The 14,622-nt window shown below is 71.7% G+C and carries 12 protein-coding genes; all 12 read left to right on the plus strand.

Annotated elements, in window-relative coordinates; all coding sequences use genetic code 11:
- Positions 1–11 precede the first annotated feature (11 nt).
- The 12 genes from rsmH (at position 12) to ftsA (ending at position 14,592) form a co-directional block, all read left to right on the plus strand.
- On the plus strand, positions 12–998 hold the full coding sequence (rsmH, locus tag IPJ78_08820; GenBank protein MBK7906655.1) for a 16S rRNA (cytosine(1402)-N(4))-methyltransferase RsmH: 987 nt from the start codon (positions 12–14) through the stop codon (positions 996–998).
- Positions 999–1,289, plus strand: a complete 291-nt coding sequence (locus IPJ78_08825; GenBank protein MBK7906656.1) for a cell division protein FtsL — start codon at positions 999–1,001, stop codon at positions 1,287–1,289.
- Positions 1,286–3,277 carry a PASTA domain-containing protein gene (locus tag IPJ78_08830; GenBank protein MBK7906657.1) on the plus strand — a complete coding sequence of 664 codons (1,992 nt, stop codon included), beginning with the start codon at positions 1,286–1,288 and terminating at the stop codon, positions 3,275–3,277. The genes IPJ78_08825 and IPJ78_08830 overlap by 4 nt, the downstream gene beginning before the upstream one ends.
- Positions 3,274–4,773, plus strand: coding sequence for a UDP-N-acetylmuramoyl-L-alanyl-D-glutamate--2,6-diaminopimelate ligase (locus IPJ78_08835; protein MBK7906658.1), 1,500 nt, complete (start codon positions 3,274–3,276; stop codon positions 4,771–4,773). The genes IPJ78_08830 and IPJ78_08835 overlap by 4 nt, the downstream gene beginning before the upstream one ends.
- Entirely contained in the window at positions 4,770–6,128 is a 1,359-nt protein-coding gene (locus tag IPJ78_08840) for a UDP-N-acetylmuramoyl-tripeptide--D-alanyl-D-alanine ligase (GenBank protein ID MBK7906659.1), read from the plus strand. The genes IPJ78_08835 and IPJ78_08840 overlap by 4 nt, the downstream gene beginning before the upstream one ends.
- Positions 6,128–7,261 carry a phospho-N-acetylmuramoyl-pentapeptide-transferase gene (locus tag IPJ78_08845; protein ID MBK7906660.1) on the plus strand — a complete coding sequence of 378 codons (1,134 nt, stop codon included), beginning with the start codon at positions 6,128–6,130 and terminating at the stop codon, positions 7,259–7,261. The genes IPJ78_08840 and IPJ78_08845 overlap by 1 nt, the downstream gene beginning before the upstream one ends.
- Entirely contained in the window at positions 7,258–8,640 is a 1,383-nt protein-coding gene (gene murD / locus IPJ78_08850) for a UDP-N-acetylmuramoyl-L-alanine--D-glutamate ligase (protein ID MBK7906661.1), read from the plus strand. Before IPJ78_08845 ends, murD begins: the two co-directional genes overlap by 4 nt.
- Complete coding sequence (locus IPJ78_08855; GenBank protein MBK7906662.1) at positions 8,637–9,878, plus strand: cell division protein FtsW; 1,242 nt, start codon at positions 8,637–8,639, stop codon at positions 9,876–9,878. Before murD ends, IPJ78_08855 begins: the two co-directional genes overlap by 4 nt.
- Before the next feature lie 4 nt (positions 9,879–9,882).
- Positions 9,883–10,992, plus strand: a complete 1,110-nt coding sequence (locus tag IPJ78_08860; GenBank protein ID MBK7906663.1) for a UDP-N-acetylglucosamine--N-acetylmuramyl-(pentapeptide) pyrophosphoryl-undecaprenol N-acetylglucosamine transferase — start codon at positions 9,883–9,885, stop codon at positions 10,990–10,992.
- A gap of 147 nt (positions 10,993–11,139) precedes the next feature.
- Positions 11,140–12,516, plus strand: a complete 1,377-nt coding sequence (murC, locus tag IPJ78_08865) for a UDP-N-acetylmuramate--L-alanine ligase (protein MBK7906664.1) — start codon at positions 11,140–11,142, stop codon at positions 12,514–12,516.
- A gap of 7 nt (positions 12,517–12,523) precedes the next feature.
- Positions 12,524–13,318 carry an FtsQ-type POTRA domain-containing protein gene (locus IPJ78_08870; protein MBK7906665.1) on the plus strand — a complete coding sequence of 265 codons (795 nt, stop codon included), beginning with the start codon at positions 12,524–12,526 and terminating at the stop codon, positions 13,316–13,318.
- An 8-nt stretch (positions 13,319–13,326) separates the two neighbouring features.
- A complete protein-coding gene (gene ftsA, locus IPJ78_08875) occupies positions 13,327–14,592 on the plus strand; it encodes a cell division protein FtsA (protein MBK7906666.1) in 1,266 nt (421 codons plus the stop codon).
- Positions 14,593–14,622: the final 30 nt, after the last annotated feature.

The following is a 14,622-nucleotide window of genomic DNA, read 5'->3' on the forward strand; positions in this document are numbered from 1 at the left end:
ATCTTTCCGTGATGATCCCCCCGGATCCCGCTCCGTCCGCCACCTACGCCACCGGCTGGCACGCCCCGGTCCTCGTCCGCGAGTGCTGTGACGCCCTCGCCGCGCGCCGCACCGAGGGCGGGACCGGACTCGAGGGCGCGCACCTCCTCGACGGCACCCTCGGCGGCGGCGGGCACACCGCCGCGCTGCTCGAACGCGGCGCTCAGGTCGTCGGCATCGACCGCGATGCCAACGCCCTCGAGGAAGCCCGCGGACGCCTCGCCGGCGCCGTACGCAGCGGGGCGTTCGAGGCCGTCGAGGGGAATCACGACGACATCGACGCCATCCTCGCGCTCACCGATCGCACCTTCGACGGCATCCTCCTCGACCTCGGCGTCTCGTCGCGCCAGTTCGACGAGGACGCGCGCGGCTTCTCCTTCCGCGCCGGCGTCCCGCTCGACATGCGCATGGATCCGCACGCCGAGTTCGACGCGGCCGCCTTCCTGAACGACAGCGAGGAGGCCGAGCTCGCGCGCGTCTTCAAAGAGTACGGGGACGAGCCGAAGGCGCGGCGGCTCGCCGGCGAGGTGGTGCATCGACGTCAGCGGCAGCCGTTCGCCACCAGCGACGATCTCGTCGGGGCCATCCGGGCGGTGCTCGGCAGCCGCAGCGGGGCGCCGGAGTTCGCTCGGCTCTTCCAGGCGGTGCGCATCGCGGTGAACGACGAGATCGGCGGGCTCGCGCGCGGGCTCGTTGCGTTGCGCGACCGCCTCGCGCCGGGCGGCGTGATCGCGGTCATCACCTACCACTCGGGGGAGGACCGCATCGTGAAGCACGCCTTCCGCGACTGGAGCACCGCTTGCACCTGCCCGCCGCGCCAGCCGATCTGCAACTGCGGTGGGGTCTCCCTCGGTGAGGTCGTGACCAAGCGCGCGATCACCGCGTCGGAGGGCGAGGTCGCGGTGAACCCGAGGGCGAGGAGCGCACACTTGCGGGTCTGGCGGAAGGCGGAGGCGTAGATGCGCGGACGGTCGATCGTTGCCCTGTTGCTCTTCGGTTTCGTCCTGGTGACCACGGGCGTCATATGGAGGCGGAGCCTCGGCTACGACATGGCCACCGAGCTCAAGGACCTCCGCGAACGCCGGGACGCACTCGATGCGCAGCAGGCCGCCCTCGAAGGGGCGATCCGTGACGCGTCGAGCCGGGCCCGGCTCGCGCGCACCGCCGAGGAGCGTCTCGGCATGCGCGTGCCGCCCGAAAGCCTCGTGATCCGACTGCCCCGTCCCGTTCCGGAAAAGCCCAAGCAGTGATCCGCGTCTCCCGCGTCGGCATCGTCCACGGTGCCTTCGTCCTGTTCGCCGTCGCGCTGGTCGGTCGCGCCGCCTGGGTCCAGGTGGGGCAGGCGGACCGCTGGCGCGCGCGTGCCGAGTCCCAGCAGACGGTCGAGACCGAGATCCCCGCCGTCCGCGGCGCGATCCTCGACGCCTCGGGCGCCGTGCTCGTCGAGAGCCGTGCGCTCGTCCGCCTCGACATCGCGCCCACCGAGGTGAAGGAATCGCGCCCCCTCGCCGACGCGCTCCGCCGCATCGGCGTCGCGCCCGAGTTCGTGCGCCGCGCGGTCGATCGCAAGCGGAAGTGGGTCGAACTCCCCGGTCGCTTCCTCACCAGCGACGTCGAGGACCTCCTCAAGATGCGCGGCGTCCACTCGCGCCCGGTGCTCGAGCGCGTGCCGCCCTCCACCGATGGACTGCGTCGCCTCCTCGGCACCGTGGACCGTGACGGCAAGGCGGTGGGTGGCATGGAAGCGGCGCTCGACGGAGCGCTGCGCGGCACCCCGGGGCGGACGGTCCTCGTGCGCGCCGGGAGCGCCGGACGGCTCTCGTCGCCGGAGGAGAACTACCAGGCGCCGGCCCCCGGTCGCACCGCGGTGCTCACGCTCCATCAGGGCCTGCAGGACATCGCCGAGCGCGCGCTCGGCGACGCCATCGTCTCCATGAAGGCGCAGGGCGGGGACATCGTGGTGCTCGACCCGCACACCGGCGAGATCCGCGCCCTCGCGAGCCGTCGCGCCCGCGTGGACGCGAGCGGCGCGACCGCGCTCACCGAACCGTACGAGCCGGGCTCCACCCTCAAGCCGTTCATCGCCGCCGCCCTCCTCGAGCGCGGGCGGGTGACGCTCGACGAGGCCGTCAACACCTACAACGGCACCTGGAAGATCAACGGCCGCACCATCACCGACGTCCACCGCGCCGCGCGGATGACCTTCGGCGAGGTGATCCAGTTCTCGTCCAACATCGGGATCGTGCAGTTCGCCGAGCGCCTCACCGCGGCGGAGCAGTACGAGACGCTGCGCGACGCCGGCTTCGGCATGGCGACCGGCGTGCCGTATCCGTCGGAGTCGTCGGGGCGCCTGCGCACGCCGGCGAGCTGGTCCGGGTTCTCGCAGGCCTCGCTCGCGATGGGGTACGAGGTCGCGGTGACGCCGCTCCAGCTCGCCCTCGCCTACGGCGCGATCGCCAACGGCGGCGAGCTCCTCGAGCCGACGCTGGTGAAGGAGCTGCGCCGCGATGACGGCAAGGTCGTGTACGAGGCGAAGCGCCGCGTGGTGCGCCGCATCATGAGCGAGGAGACGGCCCGCACCGTGCGCGGCCTCCTGCGCGAGGTCGTCTCGTCCGGCACCGCGACCGGGGCGCGCCTCGCGACCTACGAGCTCGCCGGCAAGTCGGGGACCGCGCGGCGCGTGAGTGCCAACGGCACCGGCTACGAGGCGGGGAGCTACACGGCGAGCTTCGTCGGACTCTTCCCGGCGGACAAGCCGCAGCTGGTGATCCTCGTCAAGCTCGACGATCCCGAAGGCGCGTACTACGGCGGCAAGATCGCGGCGCCGGTCACCAAGGCCGTGCTTGAGATGGCCCTCGCCTCGCGCGACGGCGCGCTCGACGTGCGCACGCTCACCGGTCCGCGGCCGCAGCAGCTCGCGAGCGCCGAGGCGGTGGCGGCCGAGACGACGATGACCGAGGCCGTGCGCGCGGCCGAGGAGCAGGCCGTCGAGGCGGCGCAGCCCAATGCCCCGTACGTCGTGGAGCTCGGCGCGCCCGCGCCGACGCCCAAGCGCGTCGTCACCGCGCGCCCGGTCCCGGATGTGAGCGGTCTCCCCACGCGTCAGGCGGTGCACGAGCTGCATCGCGCCGGCTTCCGCGTCTCGCTCGTGCGCGGCGGCGATTCGTCCCAGACCTCGCCGGCCGCGGGCACGGTGCTCCCCGCCGGCACCACCGTGAGACTCGCATCGCAGCGATGAGGATCACCCCGATCAGCATTCCCGCGCCGGTGGCGCGCCTGCGTGCCGCGCTCGAACGCGCGGGACAGCTCCTCTCCACCCGCGGCGACCTGCCCGAGCAGGTCTACGCGATCACCGACGACAGCCGGAAGCTCACGCCGCACACCTGCTTCGTCGCGGTGCGGGGGAGCGCGAACGACGGGCATCAGTATCTGCCGGGCGCGGCCGCGGCCGGCGCGTCGCTCGTGATCTGCGAGGATCCCGCCGGCACCGACCTGCCGGCGCTCGTCGTGAAGGAGAGCCGCGTCGCCGCCGCGATCGCCGCGGCCGCCTTCCACGACGATCCCGCCAAGGACCTCCGCTTCGTCGGCGTCACGGGCACCAACGGCAAGACGACCACGGTCGGCATCCTCCGCCACCTCCTCGACGAGCCCGGTGCCGCCGCGGCGAGCATCGGCACGCTCGGCGTGCTGCGCGGCAGCGAAGGCGCGACGATCCCCGGCGGGGCCGGGCTCACCACGCCCGGACCGATCGAGCTCCAGCGCATCCTGCGCCAGTTGCGCGACGGTGGCGTGCGCACCATCGCGATGGAGGTCTCCTCGCACGCGCTCCATCAGCGCCGCGTGCTCGGCGTGCGCTTCGACGCCGCCGTCTTCACCAACCTCACGCGCGACCATCTCGACTACCACGTCACGATGGAGGCGTACTTCGAGGCGAAGGCGCTCCTCGTGGACCTCCTCACCGAACAGGGCGCGGCGGTCGTGAACGCCGATGACGCCGCCTGGGCGAAGCTCCCCCGTGCGCCGCGCACCGTGCGCTTCGGCGAGGGCACTGACGCAGAGGTGCGCGCGAGCGACATCCGCTACACGCCGCGCGGCAGCGAGTGGACGCTCCACACGCCCACCGGCACGGCCACCGTCGCCCTCCCGCTCATCGGCGACTTCAACGTGACCAACGCGCTCGGCGCGGCCGCGGCCGCGCATGCGCTCGGACTCGACGCGCCGACCATCGCCGCTCGGCTCTCCACGCTCGGGCAGGTGCCGGGGCGGCTCGAGCTGCTGAGCGAGCACCCGACCATCCTCCGCGACTACGCCCACACGCCGGACGCGCTCGAACGCGCGCTCGTCGCCATGCGCCCCTTCACGCCGGGGAAGCTCATCGTGGTGTTCGGCTGCGGCGGCGATCGCGACAAGGGGAAGCGGCCGCTCATGGCGCAGGCTGCCAAGGCGCACGCCGACCATCTCGTGGTCACCAGCGACAACCCGCGCACCGAGGACCCCGAGCGGATCCTCGACGACATCTGCGTCCCGCTCGTGCAGGGCAGCTACGACCGCATCGAGGACCGCCGCAGCGCGATCCTCCACGCGATCGAGATCGCCGACGCCGCGCGCGACGTCGTCCTGCTCGCGGGGAAGGGACACGAGACCTACCAGATCCGCGGCGCCACCACGCTGCCGTTCGACGAGAAGGCGATCGTGCACGACCTCCTGAAGGACCGACGCAAGGCGACCACGTGACCGCATCGACCATCCGCCCCGTCGGCACCTCCGCCTTCTGGACGCTGCAGCGCCTCGCGCAGGCGCTCGGCGACGGCCCGTCCGACGCCCGCGCGATCGCCGGCATCACGACCGACACGCGGAAGGTCCAGCCCGGCGAGTGCTTCGTGGCGCTCGTCGGCGAGACCTTCGACGGCCACGACTATCTCGCCGAGGCGGTCGCGGCGGGCGCCGCGGCACTCGTCGTGAACGATGCGCGCCGCGCGGCGCGGCTCGGCGTGCCGGTCTTCGAGGTCCCCGACACGCTCATCGCGCTCGGCATGCTCGGCCGCTACCGCCGCCTCGCCTGGAGCCGTCCGGTGATCGCCGTCGGCGGCTCGAACGGCAAGACGAGCACGAAGGAGCTGCTCAAGGCGGTGCTCGGCAGCCGCTTCACCGTGCATGCGACCACCGGCAACCTCAACAACCGCATCGGCGTCCCGCTCACGCTCCTCGCGCTCGACGATGCCGCCGACGTCGCGGTGATCGAGGCGGGGACCAACATCCCCGGCGAGATCGCGATCCTGCGCGACATCATCCTCCCCGACCTCGCGGTGGTCACCACCGTGCAGGAGGAGCACCTCGAGGGCCTCGGCGACCTCGCGGGCGTGATGGCGGAGGAGCTCTCGCTCACCGAGGACGTGGACGTGGCGGTGGTGCCGGCGAGCGAACCCGACGTGGTGGCGGGCACCTCGGCGCGGGCGCTCCGCGTGGTCGCGGCCGGGCTGCGCGGTCCCCACGGGTTGCACGCCGACGGCCGTGGCTGGATGGAGATGGACGGCGTGCGTCTCGAGAGCCCGCTCCGCGGGGCGCACAATCTCCGCAACCTCGCGCTCGCCCTCGCCGTGGGCGAGGAGTTCGGCCTCACCGCGGCGCAGATGGCCGAGGGGCTCGCGCAGCTCACGCTCCCGCCCATGCGGAGCGCCATCGGGCCGCTCGGGCAGGCGCTGCTCATCAACGACGCCTACAACGCCAATCCCGGCTCGGCGCGCGCGGCGATCACGCTCCTCGCCGACGTGGGGCAGGGGCGCCAGCGAGTCGCGATCCTCGGCACGATGCGCGAGCTGGGGGCGCATGCACCGGCGAAGCATCTCGAGGTGGCCGAGGCGGCGCTCGCCGCCGGACACGATTTGGTCTGCGGCATCGGGGACTTCGCCGCCGCCCTCGAACGTATCGCGCCGGGTGACCCGCGCGTCCTCACCGCAGGCGACGTCGATGACCTCTGGCCCGCGCTGCAGCCGCGCCTCCAGCGCGACGCGGCGATCCTCCTCAAGGCGTCGCGCGGCGTGAAGCTCGAACGGATCGTCCCCCTCCTCACCCATTGGGCCACCGGCTGATGCTGTACGAGTTCCTCCTCCCCCTGCAGGACCAGGTGAGCGGGCTCAACATCTTCCGCTACATCTCGTTCCGCTCGGCCGGTGCGGCGATCACGGCGATCCTGTTCTGCTTCGTCGTGGGGCCGATGTTCATCCGCTGGCTCCAGGGGATGCAGGTGCACCAGGTGGTGCGCGCCGGCACGCCCGACTCGCACGCGGGGAAGGGGAAGACGCCGACGATGGGCGGGATCATCATCCTCGCCGCCGTGACCTGCTCGACGCTGCTCTGGATGCGCTTCGACAGCCGCTACGTCTGGCTCGCCCTCATCGTCACGCTGCTCATGGGCGCGATCGGGTTCCTCGATGACTACCTCAAGCTCAAGCAGAAGCGCGAGGGGAAGCGCAACGACGGCCTCGTGGAGCGCTACAAGCTCGCCGGGCAGGTGACGATCGGGCTCGCGCTCGGCCTCTTCATCTGGCAGTTCCCGCTCAACACGCTCCCCGGGGCGAGCACCACGCTCCCGTTCTACAAGTACACGCTCATCATCCCCACCATCCCGCTGCTCTACCTGCCCTTCGTCACCTTCGTGATGACCGGCACGAGCAACGCGGTCAACCTCACCGACGGGCTGGACGGGCTCGCGTCGGGGCTGATGGCGATCGCGATGCTCACCATGGCGGTCTTCGCCTACGTGATGGGGCGCTTCGACGCCTCGGAGTACCTGCAGATCTACTACCTGCGTGGCGCGGGCGAGCTGACGATCTTCTGCTCGGCGGTGTTCGGCGCGGCGGTCGGGTTCCTCTGGTACAACGCGCACCCGGCGCAGGTCTTCATGGGCGACACCGGTTCGCTCGCCCTCGGCGGCGCCCTCGGCGCGGTGGCGATCCTGCTCAAGAGCGAGTTCCTCGTGCTCATCGTCGGCGGCGTCTTCGTCGCCGAGACGATGAGCGTCATCATCCAGCGCAGCGTGTTCAAGTTCCGCAAGCGGCGTCATGGCGAGGAGTACGCCAAGGCCAATCGCGTCTTCCTGCGCGCGCCCATCCACCACCACTTCGAGCTGAAGGGCTGGCCGGAGACGCAGGTGGTGATCCGGTTCTGGATCCTCGGCGCGGCCTGCGCCTTCCTCGCGCTCTCCACGCTCAAGATCCGATGACCGACGCGCTGCGCGCCCTGGCGGCCGGCGGCGAAGTGGCCGTGATCGGCCTCGGCGCGAGCGGGCGCGCGGCCGCGCGGTTGCTCGCGCGCGAGCGGATGCGCGTCTATGCGAGCGACGCAGGGGCGGGGGAGCGGACCCAGGAGGCGGCCGCCGGGCTGCGCGCCGAGGGGATCGACGCCGAGGCCGGCCGGCATGACCTCGAGCGGATCGGCCGCGCACAGGTGGTGGTCGTGTCGCCCGGGGTCCCGCCCGACGCGCCGCCGGTCGCCCTGGCCAGCGCACGCGGCATCCCCGTCTTCTCCGAGATCGAGGTCGGCCTGCGCGCGCTGCCCGGCGTGCCGTACATCGGCGTGACCGGCACCAACGGCAAGACGACCGTCACCGCGCTCATCGCGCACCTGCTGCGCGCGCTCGGTCGCGACGCGGTGGAGGCGGGGAACATCGGGACCCCGGTCGCCGACATCGCGCTCGGGACGCATCGGCCGGAGTGGATGGTCCTCGAGCTCTCGAGCTTCCAGTTGCACGATACGCCGTCGATCGCGCCCCGCATCGGTCTGCTCACGAACCTCGCGCCAGACCACCTCGACCGCTACGACACGCTCGACGAGTACTACGCCGACAAGGAACGCCTCTTCCGGAACGCGACGGCCGCGAGCGTTCGCGTGGTGAACGCCGACGACGCCGAGGTGATGCACCGGACGGGCGGGTACCCGGGCATCGTCTCGCGCTTCTCCCTGCGGGATCGGGCCGCGCAGGCCTGGTACCAGTCCGGGGCACAGGTGCTCATGCTCGCCGGCGCGCCGCTGCTCCAGCGCGACCGCCTCCCGCTCCTCGGCGAGCACAACGTCGCCAATGCCCTCTGCGCGGCGCTCGCCGCCTGGCACGCCCTGCCGGTCGCGGAACGGACCTTCGAGGCGCGCACGCGGATCGCCGAAGGGCTCGCGTCGTTCGTCCCCATCAAGCACCGCCTCGAACCGGTGGGCGAGGTCGGCGGCGTGCTCTGGGTGAACGACTCCAAGGCGACCAACATCGGCGCGGCGAAGGTCGCGCTCGAGGGGATGACCCGCCCGACGATCCTCCTGCTCGGCGGCCGGCACAAGGGCGAGCCCTACACCGCGATGCTCGACGCGGTGAAGGCGCATGCCAAGGTCGTGCTCGCCTACGGCGAGTCGGCGGAGCGCATCGAGGCGGACCTGGGACCGCACGTGCCCGTGGAGCGGCTCGGATCGTCATTCGAGCAGGTCATCTCGCGTGCCCGCGCGCTCGCTGCGCCCGGGGACGTGGTCCTGCTCGCTCCCGCCTGCTCCAGCTACGACATGTTCAAGAACTACGAGGACCGCGGCGCCAACTTCCGGCGCCTCGCGCTCGGCTCATGACCTCGCCCGCCGGGATCCTCGGCGGGGCGGGCACTCGGCAGACCCCGCGCGCCTCGCAGGCGCAGGGGGCCGCGCTCGTGCGTGATCGCTGGCGCATGTCGGCCGAGGCCAAGGCCCTGATCATCGTCACCGCGGCCCTCCTCGCGTTCGGGCTGGCCACGCTCTACTCGGCCAGCGCCTACGTCGCGATGCAGAAGGACCTGCCCAGCTGGTTCTTCCTCTGGAAGCAGATGACCGGCGCGATGGTCGGCATCGTCGGCTTCGCCGTGCTCGCCAAGCTCGACGCCGAGCAGTTCCGCGAGTGGGCCTGGTGGATCATGGGGGCCTGCATCGTCGCGCTCTTGCTTACGGTGATCCCGGGGACCGAGTTCATCGCGCCGCGCATCGGCGGCTCGCGCCGCTTCCTCCGCGGCGGCTCGATCCAGCCGTCGGAGTTCGCCAAGCTCGCGCTCGTCGTCTGGACGGCGATGCTCATCGTGAAGAAGGGCGGGGAGGACGGACTCCGCCGCCTCTCGAAGGGCCTGCTCCCCTTCCTGATCATCCTCGGCGTCCTCTGCCTCCTCGTCGCCCTGCAGCCCGACCTCTCGGTCGCCTTCTTCTACGTGATCGTGATGGGCGTGATGCTCTTCGCGGCCGGCGCGCGCATCGGGCACTTCGTGCTCCTCGGGATGCTGCTCATCCCGGTGGCGTGGAGCGAGATCAACCGCCTCGAGTACGTCATGCGCCGCATCATGGGCTTCGCGGCGGGCGCGGCGGAGAGCACGGCGGCGGTGAATCACCAGCTGCAGCAGTCGCTCATCGCCGTCGGCTCGGGCGGGATCTTCGGCGTCGGCTTCGGGCAGGGGCGCCAGCAGTTCGGCTTCCTTCCGCTCCCGTACAACGACTTCATCGGCAGCAACGTGGGCGAGGAGTGGGGCTTCATCGGCATCGCCGGGCTCATCTGCGCCTTCGCGCTCTGGTGCTGGCTCGGCTTCCGCATCGCGAAGGCCGCGCGCTCGCCGTTCCAGCAGCTCGTCGCCATCGGCCTCACGGTCACGATGGTGATGACCGCCTTCCTGCATCTCGGCGTCGTCATCGGCCTCCTGCCGACGACGGGGCTCACGTTGCCGTTCATCTCGTACGGCCGCTCGAACATCGTCCTCTCGCTGCTCATGACCGGCATCCTGGTGAACATCGGGAGCGTGAAGGAGCGCGTGATCGGCGACGCCGCGACGGACCCGCTCACGGCGCGGCGGTGATCGCATGACCTTCCGCGCCACCACCGGCGTGGACGTCGTCTTCACGGGCGGCGGGACGGGCGGGCACCTGTATCCCGGCATCGCGATCGCCCGCGCGCTCGTCCGCGCGCGCCCCGAGGTCCGTCCGTTCTTCGTCGGCGCGCAGCGCGGCATCGAGCGCGACATCCTGCCGACGACCGAGTTCCCGCACCTCCTGCTCGACCTGCATCCGCTCTACCGCCCCAAGGTCTGGCAGAACTGGCGGACCCTCCGCGGCGCCATGAGCGGATGGGGCGAGCTGGACCGGCTGATGCGCGAACGGCATCCGCGCCTCGTCGTCGGTACGGGGGGTTACGCGGCGGGGCTCACGAGCCTCTGGGGATGGGCGCGCGGCGTCCGCGTGGTGCAGCACATCGGCGATGCGATCCCCGGCATCACCGCCCGCTGGAGCGCGCGCGTCTGCACCGAGGCGTACCTCGGCTATCCCGAGGCCGAGCGCTTCCTCCCGCACAACGGCTGCGTCTTCCGCGACACCGGCAACCCGATCGAACCGCCGCCGGACATCAAGCCCGCGGCCGCCGAGGCGCGCGCGCGGTGGGGATTACCCGCAGCGGCGACGGTGCTGCTCGTCTTCGGCGGATCGCAGGGCGCGCGCGCGCTCAATCGCGCCGTCGCGAACTGGATCGAACGCGGCCTCCCCAAGGGACTCTGCGTCCTCTGGGCCACGGGGAAGGCGCACTACGATGCCTTCAAGCATCTCGACCGCCCCGACGTGCGCGTCCTGAGCTACATCGCCCCCATCGCCGAAGCCTACGCCACCGCCGACCTCGCCCTCGTGCGCGGCGGCATGATGGGCTCGAGCGAACTCTGCGCCTGGGGCGTGCCGATGGTGATCGTCCCGCTGCCGACGGCGGCGAACGACCACCAGACCGCGAATGCGAAGGTGCTCGAGACCGCTGGCGCCGCGCGGCACCTGCCCGAGTCCGAACTGACGGCGGACCGGCTCGACCTCGAACTGCGCTCGCTGCTCGCCGATCCGGCCAAGCTCGCGGCGATGTCCAAGGCCGCCAAGGCCCGCGGTCGGCCGCGCGCGGCGGCCGAGATCGCGGGGCACATCGCGCGGTTGCTCGGCTGAGTCGTCCCGCAACTGGGCCAGAGGGCGGGGCGGTGCAGGGGGGGTCCTCGAGTTCACTCCGTCCATTCCCCCATCAGTCCTCCGCCGTTCTCTGTGCCCTCTGTGTCCTCTGTGGTGAAGCCGTTGCACCGCTAGATTGGAACCCGAATGCCTCTCCTCGACCCGACCTCCACCAAGCCCATCCACTTCCAGGGCATCGCCGGCGCCGGCATGAGCGCCCTCGCGGAGCTCTGCCACCGCCGCGGTGCGACGGTCACCGGCTGCGACCAGAACCCCGACGGTGCGGCCGACCTCGTCGCCCTCGGCATCGCGGTGCAGAAGGGTCATGACCCCGCGCATCTCGACGGCCATCGCGCCCTCGTCGTCTCGAGCGCCATCCCCAAAGACCATCCCGAGATCCTCCGCGCGCGCGCGCTGGGCCTCGAGGTCGTGCGTCGCGCCGAAGCGCTCGCCGAGGCCACCGCGGGCGGGATGCTCATCGGCGTCGCGGGGACGCACGGGAAGAGCACCACCACCGTGATGACCACCGAAGCGCTCGCCGCCGCGGGGAAGAACCCCACCGGCGTCGTCGGCGCGCGCGTCACCGCCTGGGGCGGCAATCTCTCCAAGGGCGGGCACGACGTCTTCGTGGTCGAGGCCGACGAGTACGACCGCTCCTTCCTCGCGCTCACGCCGGCCGTCGCGGTCGTCACCAACGTCGAGGCCGACCATCTCGACATCTATCGCGACCTGCAGGACATCCACGAGACCTTCAGCGAGTACGTCGGCCGCGCGCGGTACGTGGTGCTCTGCGCCGACGACGCCGGCGCGAACCGCCTCCCCTCGCCGGCGACGGCCGAGGTGATCCGCTACGGCATCACGAGCCCCGACGCCCGCCTCGTCGCGAAGGACATTCGCCATCACGACGGCCGCACCACCTTCAGCGTCGTCTACGATGGCAAGCCGAGCGGCGAGGTCACCCTTGGCGTGCCCGGCCTGCACAACGTGCGCAACGCCCTCGCCGCGCTCGCCTGCGGCATCGGGCCGTGGGGACTCAAGGTCGAGGAGATGGCGGGCGGGCTCGCGCGCTTCGTCGGCGCCGAACGCCGCTTCCAGCGCATCGGGAGCGCCGCCGGCGTGTCGGTGGTGGACGACTATGCGCACCATCCGACCGAACTCGAAGCGACCCTCGCCGCGGCGCGCGAGGCGTATCCGGGGCGGCGCATCGTCGTCGCCTTCCAGCCGCACCTCTTCTCGCGCACACGCGACTTCGCGGCCGAGTTCGGGCAGGCGCTCGCCAAGGCCGACGTGATCGCGCTCTGCGACATCTACCCCGCGCGCGAGCAGCCCATGCCCGGCGTGACGTCGCAGCTCATCGCCGACGCGGCGACCGCCGTGGGGCACGCGCCCGCCTGGATGGGGCCGCGCGCGCAGGCCGCCGAGTGGCTCGCGAGCGCGGTGCGCGACGGCGACGTGGTCTTCACGGTCGGGGCGGGGGACATCACCAAGACCGGTCCGGAACTCCTCGCGCGCCTCGGCGCGTAGGGCACGCATGGCTCCCATCGGCGACAACGACCTCGGTCCTGACGCAGGGGCGGCCGCGCCGCGCCGCAGCACCGGGGCGCGGCCGCAGATCGGCGCCGCCGGGAGCGACGAGCCGCGCTGGAAGAAGCGCGTCCGCCGGATCGGGCAGCTCGCGGCGGTCCTCACGCTCCTCGCGTCGCCCTGGTGGGGCCGCGCGATCCTGCGGGAGATGGACTTCTTCCGCGTGCGCCGCGTCGTGATCGAGGGCGCCCGTTACGCCTCTCCTGACGAAATCGTTTCCCGCTTGAGGGTCGACACGACCACCGCCTCGATCTGGGACGACGTGTCGCCCCTCGTGGCGCGAGTGAAGGAGCATCCCCAGGTGCGCGACGTGCGCATCGGACGGCGGCTCCCAGGGACCCTCGTCGTTCGCGTGACCGAGAACCCGCCGGTGGCGTTCGTGAACACCACCAAGGGGCTCGTCGTCACCGACGCGGACGGGAAGCCCCTGCCGGTGGATCCCACACGGACCGACGTGGACCTGCCGGTGCTCGCGTCGCGCGATACGCTCCTCCTCCGGCTCCTCGGGGAGGTGCGCGCGGAGATCCCGTCACTCTTCGCCCGCGTGAGCGAGGCGCGACGTGGCTCCCGCGGCGACATCGTCCTCGTGCTCGCTGAACACCGCATCCTCGCCAAGGCCGATGTCTCGGCCGCCCGTCTGGCCGAGGTGCTGCCCGTCGAACTCGATCTCGCGCGTCGCGGTCGCACGGTCACCGAACTGGATCTCCGGTTCAAGGACCAGGTGGTCGCCCGACTCCCTTAGCGCTCCCTATGCATACCGAACGTCTCGTCGCCGGCCTCGACATCGGATCCGCCAAGACCACCGCGGTCATCGCGGAGGTCGTGGGCGACCTGCCGAAGCATCCCACCGTCAACATCCTCGGCGTGGGCCAGTCCCGCACCACCGGCCTCCGCAAGGGTGTCGTCGCGGACATCGAGGAGACGCAGCGCTCCATCACCAAGGCGATGCAGGACGCCGAACGGATGGCGGGCGCGCAGGTGGAGACGGTCTATGCCGGGATCGCGGGGGAGCACGTCGAGGCGATGACCTCGCGCGGCGTCGCCGCGGTGACGGGCGCCGAGATCACCAAGGCCGATGTCGACCGCGCCAACGCCGGCGCCCGCGCCCAGAGCATCCCGCAGGACCGCGAGCTCATCCATGCGATCCCGCAGGAGTACACCGTCGATCGCAACATCGGCATCCGCGATCCCATCGGCATGATCGGCACGCGCCTCGAGACGGAGATGTACCTCGTCACGATCGGCTCCTCGCCGGCGATGAACCTCCGCAAGGCCGTCGAGCGCTCGGGCTACAAGGTGCAGGAGCTCGTGCTCGAGCCGCTCGCGAGCGCGCTCAGCGTCCTCACCGACGACGAGAAGGAGCTCGGCGTCGCGCTCGTCGAGATGGGCGCCGGCACCACCGACGTCGCCGTCTTCCACGAGGGCAAGATCCGCCACCTCGGCACCATCGGGTACGGCGGCCTCAACGTGACGAGCGACATCGTCCACGGCCTCGGCGTGACGCAGGCCGACGCCGAGCGGCTCAAGGAGCAGTACGGCGCGGCCTTCGAGGGCTTCGTCCCGCACGAGGAGAAGATCCGCCTCCCCAGCACCGGCGCGCAGGGCGACCGCGAGATCCCGCGGTCGCTGCTCGCGCACATCATCCATCAGCGCACGCAGGAGATCTTCGAGATGGTCCTGCGCGACATCGAGGCGGCGGGGCTCATCAAGAAGCTCTCCGCCGGCGTGGTGGTGACGGGTGGCGCGAGCGCGCAGCCGGGCACGGCCGACCTCGCCAACGAGGTCTTCGGACTCGGCGCGCGCATCGGCATCCCGGGCGAGTTCCTCGGCGGGCTGGCCGACAGCGTGCAGGCCCCGCGCTTCGCGACGGTCACGGGTCTGGTGCAGTACGGCGCCCATCGCGTGGCGCTCGGCGCGAACCCGGGGAAGGGCAAGCGCATGAGCCTCAGCACCGCGGGGCCGAGCATGGACAACCTGGCGGCGCGGTTCAAGACGTGGCTGCAGGACTTCTTCTGAGATGAAGGCTGAAGGCTGAAGGATGAAAGT

The organism is Gemmatimonadota bacterium (genome assembly GCA_016714015.1).
GTDB lineage: Bacteria > Gemmatimonadota > Gemmatimonadetes > Gemmatimonadales > Gemmatimonadaceae > Pseudogemmatithrix.